The organism is Sphingobium sp. R-21 (assembly GCF_049913335.1).
GTDB lineage: Bacteria > Pseudomonadota > Alphaproteobacteria > Sphingomonadales > Sphingomonadaceae > Sphingobium.
Genome location: NZ_CP184375.1, coordinates 674,535 through 691,503 on the forward strand (window position 1 = coordinate 674,535; position 16,969 = coordinate 691,503).

Consider the following 16,969-nt stretch of genomic DNA (forward strand, 5'->3'; position numbering starts at 1 on the left):
TCCGCCGGTTCGCCAAGCCGAAAATCAACGGCTTTCCTGGGGTTTTGGAAGGGACGCTACGGCAGCGCCCCTTTGTCGTCCCCCGATTTTCAGAAGGCCTTGCTGATAGAGCAGGCGGCAGGGCCCAGAATGACGACGAACAGGGTCGGTAGGATGAAGAGAATCAGCGGCACGGTCATGATGGCGGGCAGGCGCGCGGCCTTTTCCTCTGCGCGCATCATGCGTTCGTGGCGGAATTCGGCGGACAGCACGCGCAGAGCAGAGGCGAGGGGCGTTCCGTATTTTTCCGTCTGGATCATGGTGGTGACCACGCCCTTGACCGCGTCCAGCTTGACGCGGTTTGCCAAGTTCTCGAACGCCATGCGGCGCTCGGTCAGGAAGCTGAGTTCGATCGCGGTCAGGTGGAATTCATCGCCCAGTTCCGGATAGGCCTTGCCCAGTTCGCGTGCGACGCGGCTGAAAGCGGCATCGACCGTCAGCCCCGCCTCGGCGCAGATCACCAGCAGGTCGAGCGCGTCGGGCAGCCCCTTGCGGATCGCGGCGGAGCGTTTCTGGACCTTGTTGTCGATGAAGATGTCCGGCGCCTTGTAGGACAGCAGCAGGGCGCCCGCAAAGGCCATGAAGCGCTTGGCGCCGCCCCATTCGGGGAAGATGCCCACGGCATAGAGCAGCAGCGCCGCCATCCCGCCGATCACGATCGGCAGGATCATGCGGCCGAAAATGACCGCGACCGCCCAGTCCTTTGACCGGATGCCGGCCTGGGCCAGCTTGGTCTGCGCTTCCTTGAGCTGATCGTCCTGCAGGACCTTCAGGTTGGAAAGGAGCGACCGCATCTGGTCGGTCGCCTGATTCTTCTTCACCAGCTTGGCGCGGCGGCGCGCGGTGGAGGCGGTGATGCCCGCCTTCAACTGCTCGCGCCGGTCGTTGAGCGTCTTGACGCGCTTTGCCATCGGATCGCGCACCGTCATCACCGCGTAGAGCGCGAACAGAGTCGCCAGCGTCGCCAGAGCGGCGAGCAGCGTGCCGAAATCGGTGGCGGTCAGTCCGAACAGGGTGCCGGCAGGAACGGGCGTGCTTTCCATCTTGGCGGCTTCCTCAAATCTCGAAGTTGATCATCTGGGCCATGATGAAGGCTCCGATGGCCATCCAGCACATCCCGCCAATACCGACGACCTGCATGAGCGAGAGGCCGAACAGCCCCGCCGGGTCGGGCGTGAAGAAGGGCGACATGTAATTATAGTTGATGTAGCAGATCAGGCCGAACACCAGGAACGGCAGGACGCCGATGATATAGGCCGAAGCCTTGGATTCCGAGGACATCGCCCGGATCTTGAGCTTCATCTGCGCGCGCTGGCGGAGCACGGTGGCAAGGTTGGACAGCGTTTCCGCCAGATTGCCGCCGGTTTCGCGCTGAATCGCCAGGCTGATGACGAAGAACTGGAATTCGGGCGTGCCCAGCCGGTCTGCGGTTTCCTGCAGCGCCTGATCCATGCTCTTGCCGATCTTGATGCGTTCGGTGATCAGCTTGAATTCCTCGCCCACCGGTCCTGGAACCTCGGTCGACACGACAGTCAGCGTCTCGGAAATGGGAAGACCGGAGCGCAGGCCACGAGTCAGCAGTTCCAGCGCGTCGGGAAACTTGGCGTTGAACTTCAGCACGCGACCCTTGATGAGCCGACCGATCCACATATGCGGCAGGCCAAGGCCCGCTGCGAGGCCGAGCATCACCGCGAAAAGCGGCGGAAATCCGCGCAGCATCAATATGGCGGTCAGCAGCAGGAAGATGACGGCACAGGCGGTCATATACTGGCTGACCGTCCATTTCTTGCCGGTCATGCGGATGCGCTTGGCCAGATTTTCCGGATTGGGCACCAGCGACACCAGCATCGACGCTTCATTGCCGGCGGGGCGGTTGGATATCGCCTTGCGCATGCGCGCTTCCATGATGGCGTCCGTCGAATCGCTGTGCCGGCCGCGGATCAGCTGCATGCGGCGCTTCTGCGCCTTTTCCGGCGAAGGCCCGCCAAAGGCCATGACGATCAGGCCCAGCATGGCTGCGAGCAGCACCGTCATCAGGATGATATTGCCGTTCATGCGCCTGCCCGTTTCCAGTCTGGTTCCATCAAAGCGGCCATGCCACCCGCTGGCGGCATGGTCCGTCCTGTTCAGGCCGAAGCCTTGTCCTTGCGCCGCGAGGGGATCATGCTCTTGAGATCGCTGATCTTGCCCAGCAGGGAATCACCCTTCTTCGAAGAGGTTGCGCCACCTTCGGCATCCGCATCCTCTGCCGCGCCCAGCACCGCCTCCAGCAGGGCCTGGCAGGCGCCGCCCACCTTGCTGCCCTTGGCCGTTTCCGCCAGCGTCTTGCCCAGCTTCGCCGCCTGCGCGGCAATCTTGAGGTCGAAGGGGATCAGCACGTCCACCTTGCGTTCAATCGACTGCTCGAAATCCTTGCGGCTGATTTCCGGCGCGCCTGGATGAACGCGGTTGGCGACCACGAGCACGCGCGACTGCGGTGCATTGGTCTTGAGCCAGGACAGGATGCGGATCGAATCCCGCGCCGCCGCCAGCGTCAATTCCGTAACCACGACCGTGACGTTCACGTCGCTCATCAGATGGGGGTGCTGGATCAGCATGCCGCGCGGCAGGTCGATGACGCTGCATTCGAAAGCGACCCGGAACTCCTCCAGCAACTGGTAGAAGGCGCCGCCATCGGTCAGCATGGGCTGGCTGATCGGCGCCTCGGCCGACAGGATCGCCAGCGTGTCGCTGGCGCGCACCATGGCCCGTTCGATGAACAGCCCGTCGATGCGGCTGGGATTTTCGATGGCGTCGGTCAGCCCGCGTCCCGGTTCCAGATCCATCGCCAGCGCGTTGGTGCCGAAATGAACGTCCAGGTCGAGAAGGGCGGTCGGCCGCTTCTTCTTCTCGCTGAGCAGCCAGGCGAGCGAGGTTGCAACGCTGGAAGCGCCCACGCCGCCGCGTGTTCCGATGACCGCCGTGGTCATGTGCGGCCGTTCCGGCCCGGCGTCGCGGGGAGCGAAGAAAACGGCCTGCGCCTGGGCCAGTGCGTCGCGCAACTGGTCCGCGCCGAAGGGTTTCAGCAGATAGTCCTGAATGCCGCTGGCCAGCAGGTCGCGATAGAGGCGCACGTCATTGACCTGGCCGGCGGCAATGACGACCGTGCCGGGCTCGCACACTTCGGCCAGATTGTTGATGTCATTGAGCGGATCGCCGCTTTCCGACATGTCGATGAACAGGATCTGCGGCGAGGCGGTGATCGACAGGGACTGCACGGCGTTGCGCATGCCGCCCTTGTTCACCTTTTCCGGCGCCCAGCCCATCTCGGCCGCGACGACGCGCAGCAGGTCGAAGCTGTGATCATCGCAGACAAAGGCATGGAAAGGGTCACGCTGGCCGGATGCGCCGGGTTTCCAGGGTGCGTTCATATCACTTGCCTCCCGTTAAGGTCTTCAGGTCGCCCGTTCCCGTCGGCGGCTTGTCGCGATAGGTTGATATCGCCCGGTTGGACGTTGCGGTGCGCAGATCGCTGTCGGTGGTCTGGCCACGCACCAGATCCTCCGGATTGGCGATCATTGCGGCCAGATTGCCGTTCACGCCGCAGCCGAAATTTTTCGACGCGCCCAATTGCTGGTCTGCTTCCGGCTTGTCCGACCAGTCGGGGCATCCCGGCACGCTGGCGGTGGCGCGGCGCACGATCAGGCGTATGGCGCCCTGCGGCGCGGTGCCGGCGACGGCCGTGCTGTCTTCCCCCACCAACATGCCATGGCGCGCGACCACATCGGCTATACCTTCGCGCAGGGCGGGGCTGTAGTAGCCCGCCTCCGTCGCGACGGCGACCTGGTCGCCATAGCCAAGGCCGATGGAAACGAACCAGTCGTCCAGCCGGCGCGCTTCCGATGCCGAAAGGCCACCATCGGGCCCTGCCTGCACGTCATAGGTGAAGGCGGTATGGCCGACGACCGGCTGGTGGACCGACTGCACGCCGCGATTGGCGGCCTGGTCGGTCTGGCAGGCGGCGAGCGGCAGCGCCATCAGGGCGAGCGCACCCAAGCGGACGATGCCGGTGAGGACGGGGGTCTTGCGAGACTGGAAAGTCATGTCTTTCGTCCTTCGGGTCAGAAGCTGAAGCCCGGCGCGGCGTCCTTGGAACGCTTTCCGGTGTCACGGGAGGCGACGGGCGGCAGGGCCGCCGACGATTGCGGACCGGGCGCCGGGACCGGCGCACCCGGCGCGCGGCTCGGCATGGGTGCCTGGGCGCCGCTGACGCCGTCATGGCCCTGTTGCAGGAACAGGCCCTGACCCTCATTGGCATTGCGAAACCCGTCAGTCGGCAGCCGCACGTCCGATGCATTCATCGGCTTCACCAGATAGGGCGTGACGACGATCACCAGTTCGGTTTCGTGGCGCTGGAAATTGCGCGACTTGAACAGGCTGCCCAATATGGGCAGATTGCCAAGGCCGGGTACCTTGCTGATGTTATTGGCGGTATCGTTGTTGAGCAGACCCGCGATCATGAAGGCTTGACCCGAACCCAGTTCCACCGTGGTTTCGGCGGTGCGGCTCTTGAGCGCAGGCACGCTGGCGTTGATCGAGAAGTCGAGGCTCGACACGGTGGGGCGCACCCGAAGGGAGATGCGGCCATCCGCCAGAACGGTGGGCGTGAAGGCCAGCTGCACGCCATATTGCTTGAATTCGATGCTGTTTCCCTGCGTGCCGTTGCTGACGGTATAGGGATATTCGCCGCCCGCCAGGAAGCTGGCGGTTTCGCCGGACAGCGAGGTCAGGTTGGGCTGGGCGAGAGTGGTGGCGAGGCCGCTTGATTCTGCAAGGTCGAGCGCGGCGGCGACATCCATGCCCAGCAGCTTGGCGACGAAGCCCAAGGAGGTCGTGCCGTCCGTGGGACTGTTGAACAGCCAGGATCGCGAAATGTCGCTGGTCGGTGCGCCGCCACCGGTGTTGGTCTGGAACGCTCGATCGGCGCGGTTGATGTAACCGCTGAAGCTGCCGGTTCCGGTCCCGAGTCCCGTGATATTCATGCCGATCTTGTGCCCGACATCCTTGGTGACTTCGGCGATCTTGACCTGAAGGTTGACCTGGAGCGGCGTCGCGGTGCGCAGGCGGCTCACCACCGTCACTTCCTTGCCGACAAAGGCCTGGGTCAGCCGTTCGGCCTCTGCCGCGTCTTCCGGCGCGGCGATGGTTCCGGTCAGCAGGACCATGCCGTTCATCTTGTTGACGGCGATGTCCGCGTTGGGCATCGCCAGCTTCAACATCTCGTCGATGCTGGTCAGGTTGTTGCCGACGCGGACCGTGCCGGAAAACAGCACCTTCCCGTTGGTCGTTGTTGCGAAGACGGTGGTCTCGCCCGCCTTCTTCGCGATCAGGTAAAGCTGGTTCTGCGAACGAACATGGACGTCGACCACATCCGGATCGCCGATCACCACGTCCGACATCTTGGCCGGCAGGTTGATGACCTTGCTGCCGCCGACGGAGAGCAGGATCGCATTGTCCTGCATGGAGGCCGGCGCCGCGTTGAGCGCGGTGGTCGGCGCGGCGGCGATCGCAACCGCCAGGCCAAGCGCGATCGCCGGGCCGAGCAGCGGCCTGGCCGCTGCCGTGTGAACGATAAACCCCTTCATCTTACTTCCCCCCGACCGGAACGACGGTCACACTGGTTCCACGGGCGACGCGGATCACCGGCCCTTGGCCCGCAATGCTGCCGCCGACCGGCACGCCCATGGCCGGAGCGCCGCCTGCGCCCATGGCCTGCAAAGGCTTGGCGGGGACGCTGCTGCGCTGATAGCGCGAGACGTCGGCGCCGGTGGAATAGGTGCCGCCCTTGTCGACCGGGCGAGCGGCGATGCTGGCCAGCAGCTTCTTTTCCGCATTGGGATTGCTGCCGTCGGGCAGGTCGACGTCGCTGCCCGCGATGGCCGCGTCCAGCTCCGAACTATTGTCCGCCAGCGAGCGCAGCGAGAGCGAGAGCGAGCCGATCGTCTGCGCCACTGCGATCTTCTCCGCGATCTTGGGCGTGACTTCGATGGTGACGTTGGAATAGGTCTGGACGACAGGTTTGCCGTCGGCGCCCAGCGCGTCCATGCGCTGATCCGTGGCAAGCACGCGCAGGTTGCGCAGGATGGTTTCGGAAACCTTGAGCGGATCGCCATCGCCGCCGCCGCTGACGCTCTGCGTCAGCACCAGGTCGACGCGGTCGCCCGGGAAGACGAAGCCTGCCACCGAATTTTGCGCCGATACCGGCACGGTCACGGCGCGCATGCCCGGTCCCAGAGCCGCGGCGAGGAAACCGCGGTCGCCAGGCTTGATCACTGAACCCACCGTCATCGGCTGACCGGCGGAAATGGCGGTACGGATGACGCTGCCCACCAGCTTCTGGGGATCGGCCTGGCCCTTGATATAATAGGCCTGCTCGACGAGATCCTTGGGCCATGGCTGGAAACGGAAACTTTCCGCGTCCAGGATGGTGCCCACCGGCAGGGCCTTCGTCGCGACCAGCACATGGGGCTGGTCCGCCTCAACCGGCATGGACGATGCGCCCGCCTGCGGCGTGCTCGACGAACTCAGCATGTTGCGTGCGAGCAGGGCTGTAGTGACCGCTATGATCAGCGCTCCCACCAGCAGCACGATCTTCTTGGCATCCATGATGAAATTCGCCTCCCTCAATCAGACGAGTTGCGTCTGAGCCCCCGGATATTCACGCAAATTGGTTAATATATCGTTCGCCAAGTAGCCAAAGCGCCGCGAACGAGATGGCAATGCCATAGGGGATTTGCGGCTGACCCAGCCGCCGGGTCATGCGATGGTGCACGACGGTCACGATGGTGACGATGCCCCCCAGCACCGCCATCAGCATCAGCATCGACAAGGTCGCCTGCCATGGAAACCACAGCGCCAGCGCGGCCAGCAGCTTCACGTCGCCGCCGCCCATGCAGCCGAGCGCGAACAGCGCGGCGAACGCCAGGAACACGACCAGCGCAACCAGAAGCTGCACCGCCATTCCGGGCCAGAGCGCAAGCCCGCAGGCCAGCCACCATATCGGCGCCAGAGCGGCCACAGTCAGGTTCAGCCGGTTGGAGATGATACGTGACCGCAGATCGGTGACAGACGCCACGATCAGCAGCAGTGCCAGGGCGCCGATCAGCGCCATTTGGAAAATATCCCCCATCATGGGTTCGAAACTATAGACCGCATGCCTTACCAAAGCGTAACCATGCCGCGCATGGATTCGCCCCGCTTCGTTCCCGCTTCCTTCGACCGGCGTGCCTGGCCCATGGACGGACGGTTGGACTATTGGGCCGCACCCGACGGTTGGCGCCTGCGCCGCTTTCGGCTGGGCGATGGCGATCGGGGCCGGATGCTGGTGCTGGGCGGACGCGGCGACATGATCGAGAAATATCTCGAGGTCATCCGCCATTGGGCCGACCGCGGTTGGGCCGTCACCAGCTTCGACTGGCGGGGGCAAGGGGGATCGGGCCGAACAACGGACGATCCGCTATGCGGACATATTGACGATTTCGGACAGTGGATCGCCGACCTCAACGCCTTCGCTGCCGAATGGCGCGGGGAAGGGAGGGGACCGAAGGCGATCGTCGCGCACAGCATGGGGGGCCACCTGCTGCTGCGCGCCCTGGCGGAGGGCATGGCGCCGCCCGATGCGGCGGTGACGGTCGCGCCGATGATGGGACTGCATACAGCGCCTCTGCCCCGCTGGCTGGCGGTGGCGATTGCCGAAACCATGTGCACCCTGGGTTTTGCGGAAAAGCAGGCCTGGACCCAGAAGGAGGAGTCGGAACGGCAGCGGCGCATGCGGCAGAAGCGGCTGACGCACGATCCGGAACGCTATGCCGACGAATTGTGGTGGCGGGACCATAGCCGCGAGGTTGCGTTGGGGCCGCCAAGCTGGAAATGGGTGGCGCAGGCGCTGCATTCGACGCGCATGCTGGAGAAGGGGCGGGAAATGGAGCGGATCGTCGTCCCCTTGCTCGTCCTGGCGGCGCGGACCGACCAGCTCGTCTCCACCCCTGCCATCGAGCGGATCGCAGCACGGATCGCGGGCGCGCGGCTCCATGTTTACGGGCGGGAGGCCGCGCATGAGATATTGCGGGAGCTGGACCCGGTGCGATTGGACGCGCTGGGGCGGATCGACGGCTTTCTGGACGAAGTCGCGCCACGCAGGGGCGGCGGGGGATGAAGCGGCCTGATATCGTCATCGTCGGTGGCGGCATTGCCGGGGCAAGCCTTGGCGCCGTGCTGGCGGAGCATGCCAGCGTGCTGTTGCTGGAGATGGAAGCAAGCGCCGGCTATCATGCCACGGGGCGGGCGGTGTCCTTCTGGGAAGAAACCTATGGCGGTGTTGCCGTCCAGCCGCTGACCACGGCATCGGGGCCCATGCTGGCTGCGCCGGATCCCGATTTTTCCGACACCCCTTTCCTGAAGCCGCGCCGGACACTGCATATCGGGCGGGCAGGCGACAGGGTAGCGCGCGACCGGCTGCTGGAGGCGTTCGCCGGCAAGGTGGATCTGGTTCCGGTCGATCCTGCCGCATTTGTTCCAGGGCTTCGGCCGGAATGGACGCTGGGGGTGCTGGAGCCGGGGGTATGCGACATCGATGTGGCGGCCCTGCATCAGGCATGGTTGCGGCGCTTCCGCCGGCTGGGTGGCGAGGTGCGGTTGGCGACGGCCTTGCGAGGGGCCGAAGCGCGGCATGAGGGCTGGCGGGTCGAAACCGATGCAGGCGCGATAGACTGCGCGATCATCGTGAACGCTGCGGGGGCGTGGGCGGACGGCGTCGCCAGCGCTTGCGGCGTGGCGCCCATCGGCATCGCGCCGCTGCGCCGGACGGTGGTGCAGCTGCGCGTGCCCGCCATGCCTTCCGCCGATCTGCCGCTGGTCATGGACCTTGGCTCGCAATTCTATTTCAAGCCGGAGGGAGAGGGGCGCGTCTGGCTGACTCCGCATGACGAGGAGCCATCGCCCCCCTGCGATGCCGCGCCGGAGGAACTGGCAGTGGCGGAGGCCATCGCCCGTTTCGAGGCGGTCGTCGACTGGCCGGTCGAGGCGGTCGAGCGCAGATGGGCGGGGCTGCGCAGCTTCTCCCCCGACCGGGCGCCGGTCTATGGCTTTGATCCGGCGGCGAGAGGCTTTTTCTGGTTCGCGGGGCAGGGCGGGTTCGGTATCCAGACCTCGCCCGCCGCGGCTTTGCTGGGGGCAGCCCTTCTTCGGGGAGAGGCTTTGCCGGCGCAGATCGCGGGAATCGATCCGGTGCCCTATTCTCCTGCGCGGTTTCGCTAGGTCGGATTTCGATCCGATCGCTTGAAAATCGCTCTACGGCATCATGCGTGGCTGCTTCAAAACCCGTCGGCTCGCAAGGCCCATCATGGCAAAACCCGCGATCGAGGCGGCGATATTGGCGCCGGCCGCGCCGACGGTCCCATAGATCGGCAACAAGGCCGCCTGCATAGCCAGCAGCAGGCCGGTTGAAACCAGTGTGATGCGGAGCGACAGGCTGGCCCGGTCGGTCGCCATGAGGAGCGGTCGATAGCTCACCCCGACCAGATCGATGCAGGCGGCGATGCCCAGCAGCAGCAGCAGCGGATAGGCCGGCAGGAACGCCTTGCCTGCGATCAGCCCCAGCAATGGATGACCGATCGTCAGGATCAGTGCGATGATCACCGCGCCCGCGACCAATGCCAGTCGGTTGGTCCGCCGGAACAGCGTGCCGAGCGCTTCGTGGCCGTGGCTGGAATGGGTGCGGCTCAGTTCCACGAAAATGCTGCGGGACAGAAGGCTGGAAATCTTGGTCAGCGAGTTGGCGAGTTGATTGGCAAGCCGGTAGAGGCCGGCCCCTGCCGGGCCGACGAAGAGGCCGACTACCAGCACGGCCACCTGCTGGCCCACGGAGGACAGGGTCGTCTGCAAATTTGTAGCGGTGAGAAAGCCAACGATGCCGGGATTTTCCCCGCGCGCGTCCAGCGCCCGGCCCGCGCGCCAGCTTCCCAGCCTTTTACCCCCGACGCGCAGCGCGAGCCACCAATAGCTGATCGCGCAGAGCAGTTCGGCGGCGCCCCAGGCAATCAGGAAGCCAGTGATATCGGGCATCAGCACCCAGGCCAGCCCGGCGCCGATCATGCGTCCGACAGGGATCATGGTTTCGGCGAAGGCGCCGGAATCGAAGCGGTCGAACAGCCGCAGCACGCCGGTCGGGCTGGACCGGATGGTGATCATCATCACCATGCAGAAAATCCAGGTCTGCCATCCCATCCCGGCCGACAATTCCATCAGCGGCCCAAAGGCGAGGATGATGAAGGCGGCGATCAGCCCACCTGCCAAGGCCGACCCAAGATCGATCAGGATGCAGAAGCGCAACACCCGGTTCAGCGCATCGCCTTCGCCCGATGCCAGGTGAGGCTGGCCATAGCGCACCACGATCTGCCAACTGTCGAAGCTCACCAGCGTCTTGATCACGTTGGCGGCGCTCAGCACCAGCGCGAAACGGCCGAAATCAGCGACGCCCAGCGTTCGCGTGACGATGGCGAGATAGGCAAGGCTCAGCACCGCGCCCACGCCCTTGCCGCCAAGCAGCCAGCCCGTATTCGCCAGGATGCGGGCAAAGCCTTCCTGGGGGCCACCCGATCCACGCTTGCTCGTCACTTGGGTTCCGGCCTTTCGTCGCACGCCGACAGACCGGCGCGCGACTATCTATGATCGGCCGGGGAACGATGCAACACACGCTGTTCCTCCCCTTTCATTTGCTCTAAAGGCGCAGCCCATGACTATCGCAAAAGCCATCATCCTTTCCGCCGGTCAGGGGTCGCGCCTTCTGCCGCTGACCCGCGACGTGCCCAAATGCATGATCGACTTCAACGGCCGGACGCTCATCAGTTGGCAGGTTGCGGCGCTGGTGGCCAATGGCGTGACCGACATCGTCGTCGTGACCGGATTCCGCACCGAGCGGGTGGAGGATCACGCGCTCCAGCTCTATCGCGAAACGGGCGCGCGCATCCGCACGGTCTTCAACCCCTTCTTCCAGGTGGCGGACAATCTTGGCACCTGCTGGATCGTGCGGGAGGAAATGGACCGCGACTTCATCATCCTGAACGGCGACACCATCGTTTCGGACGAGATCGTGGGCAGGCTGATCGCCGGAGCGCAGGACGCCATCACCGTCACGGTCGACGTCAAGCCGGGCGACTATGATGATGACGACATGAAGGTGAACCGGGACGAGACGGGACGCCTGCACGCCATCGGCAAGAGGTTGCTGCCGCACGACACCAACGCCGAATCCATCGGCATGCTGGCCTTCCGGGGCGAGGGTCCGGCGATCTTCCGCAACCAGATCGACCAGATGATGCGAACGCCCGAGGGGGTGGAGCGCTGGTATCTGCGCGCCATAGACATCGTCGCCAAGGGCAATCGCGTCGGCACCGTCTCCATCGAGGGGCTGGACTGGCAGGAGGTCGACTTCCCGCAGGATGTCGAGGCGGCGAACACGCTCACCGCTCGCTGGCTGGCAGAGGGCCGCTACGCGAAATAGGGCTTCAGCCAGTCGGTGAGCAGGGCGACCTGCTCGGGCGAGAGCGCAACCGCGCTGCCGAGGTCGGGCTGTCCCGGCCATCCGGCGTCGGCTATCTGAAGGTCCGCATGGCTGCGGCTGCCCTCATGGCGGGGCAGCACATGGAAATGGACATGCGGGTCCACCATCATCAGCATCAGATAATTGATCTTGTCGTAGCCGACCGCCCCGGCCAGCGCGCTTTCGATCGCCCTGGTCACGGCCGCCAGCTCCGCATGGGCCTCCGCCGGAAGGTCGCCAAAGGCCGTGGCGTCGGATTTCGCCGCCAGCACCAGCGATCCCAGCGTCGGCTGGGCAGGACGCAGCAGAACGACCCAGTGCGTGAACTGCGCGACAAGCGTCGCGGGATAGCCGAATTTTTCGATGGTCGCGTTCATGTTCTTGCCTCCATCCAACTGACGATGGGCCGTCCGGAGCGCTTCGCGGCATAGGCCTGCATCAGCCGCACGACGTGGACGATGAGTGAGAGGATGGTCCACCATGCCAGTGCGATCAAGCCGATGTCGGGGCGCCCGGCCAGCAGCGCGAAGAACAGGATCACCATATTCGGGTTGCGCCGCGCGGTGATCAGGCGGAACCAGCTATCGAACCGGCCCCAGACATGGATGTCCATGCCGAAATCCCTGATGAACATCCCCTCGATCAGCCGCTGGAGCACATAGCCCGCGATCACCGCCGCCATCACCAGCGCGAAAGTCTGCGTCGGCAGCGCCAGCCCCCAGGCCGACAGGCCCACGCCCCAGAAATACCACCAGAAGGGCGGGTGGATCAGGTCCACGCCATGGTCCGCCACATTGCCCCATTTGGAGGAGGTGATGGTGCAGCGCGCGAGCTTCCCGTCCACCGTGTCCAGCACCATGAAGACGAAGCCGGCAAGCATACCGGTCCAATAGAGACCCTGGGCGAAGAACCAGGTTGCGAGCACGCAAAGCGTCGCGCCCATGGCTGTCACCATATTGGGTGTCATGCCTATGGAGGCTGCCAGGCGCGTCAGCCACAGCGCCAGTTCGGGCCAGAGATATTTGGTCAGAAGGTCCGTGACGCCCTTATAGGCGCCGAAATAGCTTTTTCGCTCGATCCCTCGCCGGGTGGCGGGGGTCAATTCTCGAACAAAGGGCTGCTCCAGCTTGCGGAGCTGCCGGTTGTAGAGCTTTTGCCCGTCCGACAGATCGACGACATGCGGCGCCGCCAACGGATCGCTGCCTGCCGGCACTTGTCCCACAATCGGGCTGGCATCCCAGACGAACACCGTCCCCGGCTCCTCCAGCACCAGCCGCAGCAGCAGCGGGTCGAAGGCGTAGGCGAGGTTGAACAGCAGTTCGTGGCCATCGGCCAATGCGCTCCCGTTCTTCGCGGAGCTTTCGGCCATGCGGCGGCAGCGCTCTGCATTGGACATGCCCCATATACGGGTGGGGTTGTCGCCCAGCAGCCGTATCGGCCCCAGCGCGGTCATGATCGTCTGCGTCATGCGGCGGCGGTCCCCTGGGATTTCCGGGCGAAATCGAGGATGAGGTCGGCCTGCCGTTCGGAGGCGGGCAGGGGCGAACGGTCGATGGAATCTGACATGGCCGTCTCCTGAGCATCAACGAAGCCGGCTTGCAAGTCCGCCGCGCGATCCAGCGCCTGGCGCAGGTCGCCGATATCCTCGATCACCTGCCCCAAGTGCCAGTGGGCGAAGGCGTCGCTGCCGTGCCAGTCGCGCCGGTCCAGATTGAGGAAGATGCAGGGCCGGGGACGGAGCAGGAATTCGTAGACCTGGCTCGACACATCGCCCAGATAGACGTCCGCGCTCATCGTGTAGCTCATGTCGATGGAATGACGGCTGCCCATGTCGACGCGGATATGCGGCGCCGTCGTGTGGATTGGCGCGGTGCGGCTGGCGAGCTTGCTATGGGGTGCGATGATGACGTTCCACCCCTCCAGCGCCTCCAATGCCGCCATCACCTCCGGCCCGTGACGGAGCCAGGACGATAATTCGCCGTCGAAATGCGGATTATAGAGCAGCACCGGCCGGTCATTGTCGAAAAACCGCCGTGGGGCGGCCTTCAGTTCGAACTTCGCATAGCCGCCGACCGCGCAATCCTGTGCCGCGCACAGACCGCGCTCGATCAGCCGCCGCCGGTCCTTCTCGCCTGCGACCAGGGTCAGGTCGAAGGCCGAATGGCGTGCCTTGTACCCGCCCTCCCGATCGCCCGCGCCATGCTTGATCTGTATCATGCGCGACGAAAAACCGGGCACGCGACGCAGCCAGCCGCTGGAAATCTCCGTCGTTACCAGCACGGGAAAGCGGCGGATGGTCGCATAGTTCAGCATCAGCGTCAGGAAACGCGAAGGCTGGCGGAATAGCGAATCGGGCTGCGAGGGCGGCCTGCGCAGCTGGATGAGGTTCAGCGCGCCTTCCTCATCATAGCCGGCGACCAGATCCAGGATCAGGCGGGAAGGGGAAAGCACGTGCACCTTCACCCCCGCCCGCCGCGACAAGGCAAGCGCCGACGGCAGCCAATGATAGGCCTGATGGGCTTCGGCAATGGCAAGGAAGGCGATGTCGGTCGGCAACGGGCTGGCCTCTTCAGGGTGTGCCGAGCCGTAGCGATCAGGACCGCCACAAATCAAGCAACCCGCTTTTGCAGTGCGTCAGTGCTGGACCTTTGCAGATTTTTTGTTATGCGCAACGCCGACTGAAGGATTATCCGAGAGGCTTGACGAGCAATGGCCGAATTTTCGCTGCCCAAGAACAGCAAGATCAGCGCCAAGGGCGTGACCCACAAGGCGCCCGACGGCGCGACGAACGTCAAGAGCTTCAAGGTCTATCGCTACGATCCCGACTCCGGCCAGAATCCCCGTTACGATACGTTCGAGATCGATCTCGACAATTGCGGGCCGATGGTCCTGGACGCACTGTTGAAGATCAAGAACGAATATGATCCGACGCTGACCTTCCGCCGTTCCTGCCGCGAGGGTATTTGCGGGTCCTGCTCGATGAACATGAACGGCCGCAACGGCCTCGCCTGCACCACCTCCATCGAGGAATGCGCGGGCAAGGAAGTGCGCGTGACGCCGCTGCCGCACATGGACGTGATCAAGGATCTTGTGCCCGACTTCACGCATTTCTACGCGCAGTACAACAGCATCAAGCCCTGGCTGCAAACCGTCAGCCCGGCGCCCAGCGGCAAGGAACGGCTCCAGTCGCCGGCCGATCGCGAGAAGCTGGACGGCCTCTACGAGTGCATCCTGTGCGCCTGCTGCTCGACCAGCTGCCCCAGCTACTGGTGGAACAGCGACAAGTTCCTTGGTCCTGCTATCCTGCTGCAGGCTTATCGCTGGCTGGCCGACAGCCGCGACGAATATACTGGCGAGCGTCTGGACGAGTTGGAGGATCCCTTCCGTCTCTATCGCTGCCACACCATCATGAACTGTGCGAATGTCTGCCCCAAGGGCCTCAGCCCCGCCAAGGCGATCGCGGAAACCAAGAAGATGATGGTCGAACGGCAACTCTGAGGAAGTGAGCGAGGAAGCAGGTCATCTGAGCCTGGTGGCCGACGGACCATGGGCGGGCTGGTCATGCTGGGCCGACATGGTGAAGGGCACCTTCCTCGATTCGGCCGTTGGCATCACATATTTGCGCTGCGATGCCGCGGGCAAAGCGACGGTCATGCTGGAAAGCAGACCATCGCACGCCAACCGGCTGGGCGTGCTGCATGGCGGTCTTCTCGCGGCGTTTGCCGACCATGCCTATTTCGCCGGGCTGGCAGCGATGGGCCGGCCGGAACAGGTGGCGGCGGTGACCGTTGACCTTGCCATGCAATATTGCGGTCCCGGGAAAATCGGTCCCGTCCTGCGCGCGGAGGTCGAATTGCTGCGCGAAACAGGTCGGCTGATGTTCCTGCGCCTGACCATTTCCCAGGATGATGAATTGATCGCGGCATCGACCGCGACCGTGCGCAAGGCGCCCGAAGCCAGGAGGCTTCCAGGATGAGCAGCGTCATCGCTCGCTACGACGCGCTTGTCGCTGCGGGCGAATTGCGCCCCGATTCCGACCAGCGGGCCGCGGCGGAGCGGCTGGAGCGGCTGCAACAGGAACTGGAGGCAACGCCGCCGCGTGGTTCCACATTGTGGCGATTGTTGCGCAAGGCGCCGGAACCGCCGCGCGGCCTTTATATGTGGGGCGGCGTGGGCCGCGGCAAATCGATGCTGATGGACCTGTTCTTCAACACGGTGCAGATCCAGCGCAAGAAGCGCGCGCATTTCCACGAATTCATGCTCGACGTTCACGCCCGGCTGGCCGAGGCGCGCAAATCGGAAACGGGCGATCCGATCCCCCCTGTGGTCGAGTCGCTGGCGGAAGAGGCTCGGCTGCTCTGTTTCGACGAGATGGTGGTCAACAATATGGCCGATGCCGCCATCATGTCCCGGCTCTTCACCGGCTTGCTGGAAAAGCGCGTGACGATCGTCACCACGTCCAACCGCGCGCCGGACGAACTCTACAAGAACGGTCTCAATCGCCAACTTTTCCTGCCGTTCATCGACCTTATCAAGGCGAAGCTGGACGTCATGACCCTGAACGGGCCGACCGATTATCGCCGTGATCGCCTGGGCGATGCCGCCTTGTGGCATTCACCCAATGGCGCGGAAGCGACAAGGGCGCTGTCGGAAGCCTTTTTCCGGCTGACGGACTATCCCGTGGAAGACCGGGCCAAGGTTCCGGCCGAGGATATCCAGGTGCAGGGCGGCCGGACGCTCCATGTGCCCAAGAGCCTGAAGGGCGTGGCGGTCTTTTCCTTCAAGCGCCTCTGCGCCGAGGCCCGCGGCGCCCCCGATTATCTGGCGATCGCCCGCAAATATCATAGTGTCATCATCGTCGGCATTCCGGTGCTGGGGCCGGAGAAGCGCAATGAGGCGGCGCGTTTCGTGACGCTGATCGATGCGCTCTACGAATATAAGGTGAAATTGCTCGCCTCCGCTGACGCGGAGCCGGCACGCCTCTATCCCGAAGGCGACGGGGCGTTCGAGTTCGAGCGCACCGTATCGCGGCTGATGGAAATGCAGTCCGACGACTATCTGGCGCTGGGTCACGGCGAGAAATAGTCTCGGCTGGTCGCTGGCTCGCTTATTCGATCAGAATTCAGGCTTAGGAAAGGGGCCGCGCGCTCCCGTCCAGGGAGGCGCGCAGCAGGTGGCCGCTGTGGGGAAGGGCCGTGCGCCAGGGTGGGAGCGCGTGGGCAACAGAGGCATTGGTTGTTTAATGCAATTGCGAACGAATTGCAAAGATAAATTGGGATAGGCGCTTTTGTGCGGTTGAAACCTAGGTCGTATAGGCCTAAGCGCTCATGCAGTTTCGGTTTCTCGGCAATC

General features: G+C 64.4%; 17 protein-coding genes. 6 read left to right on the forward strand and 11 right to left on the reverse strand.

The features are described 5' to 3' along the window. Positions 1-89: 89 nt before the first annotated feature. From ACN9MX_RS17770 to ACN9MX_RS17800, 7 genes are all read right to left on the reverse strand, one after another. A complete protein-coding gene (locus ACN9MX_RS17770) occupies positions 90-1,082 on the reverse strand; it encodes a type II secretion system F family protein (RefSeq protein WP_363737209.1) in 993 nt (330 codons plus the stop codon). 13 nt (positions 1,083-1,095) lie between these two features. Continuing rightward, a complete protein-coding gene (locus ACN9MX_RS17775; RefSeq protein ID WP_363737208.1) occupies positions 1,096-2,094 on the reverse strand; it encodes a type II secretion system F family protein in 999 nt (332 codons plus the stop codon). A gap of 71 nt (positions 2,095-2,165) precedes the next feature. Next, positions 2,166-3,449: a pilus assembly protein CpaE gene (locus tag ACN9MX_RS17780; protein ID WP_363737207.1), complete on the reverse strand. Its 1,284-nt coding sequence runs from the start codon at positions 3,447-3,449 to the stop codon at positions 2,166-2,168. A gap of 1 nt (position 3,450) precedes the next feature. Continuing rightward, complete coding sequence (locus ACN9MX_RS17785; RefSeq protein WP_363737206.1) at positions 3,451-4,122, reverse strand: CpaD family pilus assembly protein; 672 nt, start codon at positions 4,120-4,122, stop codon at positions 3,451-3,453. A gap of 17 nt (positions 4,123-4,139) precedes the next feature. Further along, positions 4,140-5,663, reverse strand: coding sequence for a type II and III secretion system protein family protein (locus ACN9MX_RS17790; protein ID WP_363830088.1), 1,524 nt, complete (start codon positions 5,661-5,663; stop codon positions 4,140-4,142). Position 5,664: 1 nt separating this feature from the next. Continuing rightward, the gene (gene cpaB / locus ACN9MX_RS17795; protein WP_363830091.1) at positions 5,665-6,684 is read right to left on the reverse strand and encodes a Flp pilus assembly protein CpaB; all 1,020 of its coding nucleotides are present in this window, start codon (positions 6,682-6,684) and stop codon (positions 5,665-5,667) included. Between the two features lie 52 nt (positions 6,685-6,736). Next, positions 6,737-7,189, reverse strand: a complete 453-nt coding sequence (locus ACN9MX_RS17800; protein WP_414714651.1) for an A24 family peptidase — start codon at positions 7,187-7,189, stop codon at positions 6,737-6,739. 63 nt (positions 7,190-7,252) lie between these two features. Here ACN9MX_RS17800 and ACN9MX_RS17805 point away from each other — a divergent pair, with 63 nt between their 5' ends. Together ACN9MX_RS17805 and ACN9MX_RS17810 are read left to right on the forward strand one after the other, a co-directional pair. Further along, entirely contained in the window at positions 7,253-8,233 is a 981-nt protein-coding gene (locus tag ACN9MX_RS17805) for an alpha/beta hydrolase (RefSeq protein ID WP_363830097.1), read from the forward strand. Then, positions 8,230-9,333: an NAD(P)/FAD-dependent oxidoreductase gene (locus tag ACN9MX_RS17810; protein ID WP_363830100.1), complete on the forward strand. Its 1,104-nt coding sequence runs from the start codon at positions 8,230-8,232 to the stop codon at positions 9,331-9,333. Before ACN9MX_RS17805 ends, ACN9MX_RS17810 begins: the two co-directional genes overlap by 4 nt. A gap of 33 nt (positions 9,334-9,366) precedes the next feature. Here the strand turns inward: ACN9MX_RS17810 and ACN9MX_RS17815 are convergent, their stop codons facing one another. After that, the gene (locus ACN9MX_RS17815; protein ID WP_363830103.1) at positions 9,367-10,692 is read right to left on the reverse strand and encodes a lipopolysaccharide biosynthesis protein; all 1,326 of its coding nucleotides are present in this window, start codon (positions 10,690-10,692) and stop codon (positions 9,367-9,369) included. A gap of 118 nt (positions 10,693-10,810) precedes the next feature. On the opposite strand from ACN9MX_RS17815, the gene ACN9MX_RS17820 reads away from it, so the two are divergent. After that, the gene (locus tag ACN9MX_RS17820; protein ID WP_363737199.1) at positions 10,811-11,578 is read left to right on the forward strand and encodes a phosphocholine cytidylyltransferase family protein; all 768 of its coding nucleotides are present in this window, start codon (positions 10,811-10,813) and stop codon (positions 11,576-11,578) included. Here the strand turns inward: ACN9MX_RS17820 and ACN9MX_RS17825 are convergent. Genes ACN9MX_RS17825 through ACN9MX_RS17835 form a run of 3 tightly spaced genes read right to left on the reverse strand, consistent with a single transcriptional unit; the run spans position 11,566 to position 14,173 of the window. Next, positions 11,566-11,994 carry an HIT family protein gene (locus tag ACN9MX_RS17825; protein WP_363830106.1) on the reverse strand — a complete coding sequence of 143 codons (429 nt, stop codon included), beginning with the start codon at positions 11,992-11,994 and terminating at the stop codon, positions 11,566-11,568. The genes ACN9MX_RS17820 and ACN9MX_RS17825 overlap by 13 nt on opposite strands. Continuing rightward, positions 11,991-13,085, reverse strand: a complete 1,095-nt coding sequence (locus ACN9MX_RS17830; protein ID WP_363830109.1) for a CDP-alcohol phosphatidyltransferase family protein — start codon at positions 13,083-13,085, stop codon at positions 11,991-11,993. The genes ACN9MX_RS17825 and ACN9MX_RS17830 overlap by 4 nt, the downstream gene beginning before the upstream one ends. Continuing rightward, positions 13,082-14,173, reverse strand: a complete 1,092-nt coding sequence (locus tag ACN9MX_RS17835) for a glycosyl transferase (RefSeq protein ID WP_363830111.1) — start codon at positions 14,171-14,173, stop codon at positions 13,082-13,084. Before ACN9MX_RS17835 ends, ACN9MX_RS17830 begins: the two co-directional genes overlap by 4 nt. A 153-nt stretch (positions 14,174-14,326) precedes the next feature. On the opposite strand from ACN9MX_RS17835, the gene ACN9MX_RS17840 reads away from it, so the two are divergent. The 3 genes from ACN9MX_RS17840 to zapE are packed head-to-tail and all read left to right on the forward strand — an operon-like array spanning position 14,327 to position 16,702. Further along, positions 14,327-15,115 (forward strand): succinate dehydrogenase iron-sulfur subunit, encoded by a 789-nt coding sequence (locus tag ACN9MX_RS17840; RefSeq protein WP_025547823.1) that lies wholly within the window; start codon positions 14,327-14,329, stop codon positions 15,113-15,115. A 34-nt stretch (positions 15,116-15,149) separates the two neighbouring features. Continuing rightward, the gene (locus tag ACN9MX_RS17845) at positions 15,150-15,593 is read left to right on the forward strand and encodes a PaaI family thioesterase (RefSeq protein ID WP_363830451.1); all 444 of its coding nucleotides are present in this window, start codon (positions 15,150-15,152) and stop codon (positions 15,591-15,593) included. Beyond that, on the forward strand, positions 15,590-16,702 hold the full coding sequence (gene zapE / locus ACN9MX_RS17850; RefSeq protein WP_363830113.1) for a cell division protein ZapE: 1,113 nt from the start codon (positions 15,590-15,592) through the stop codon (positions 16,700-16,702). Before ACN9MX_RS17845 ends, zapE begins: the two co-directional genes overlap by 4 nt. Positions 16,703-16,969 lie beyond the last annotated feature (267 nt).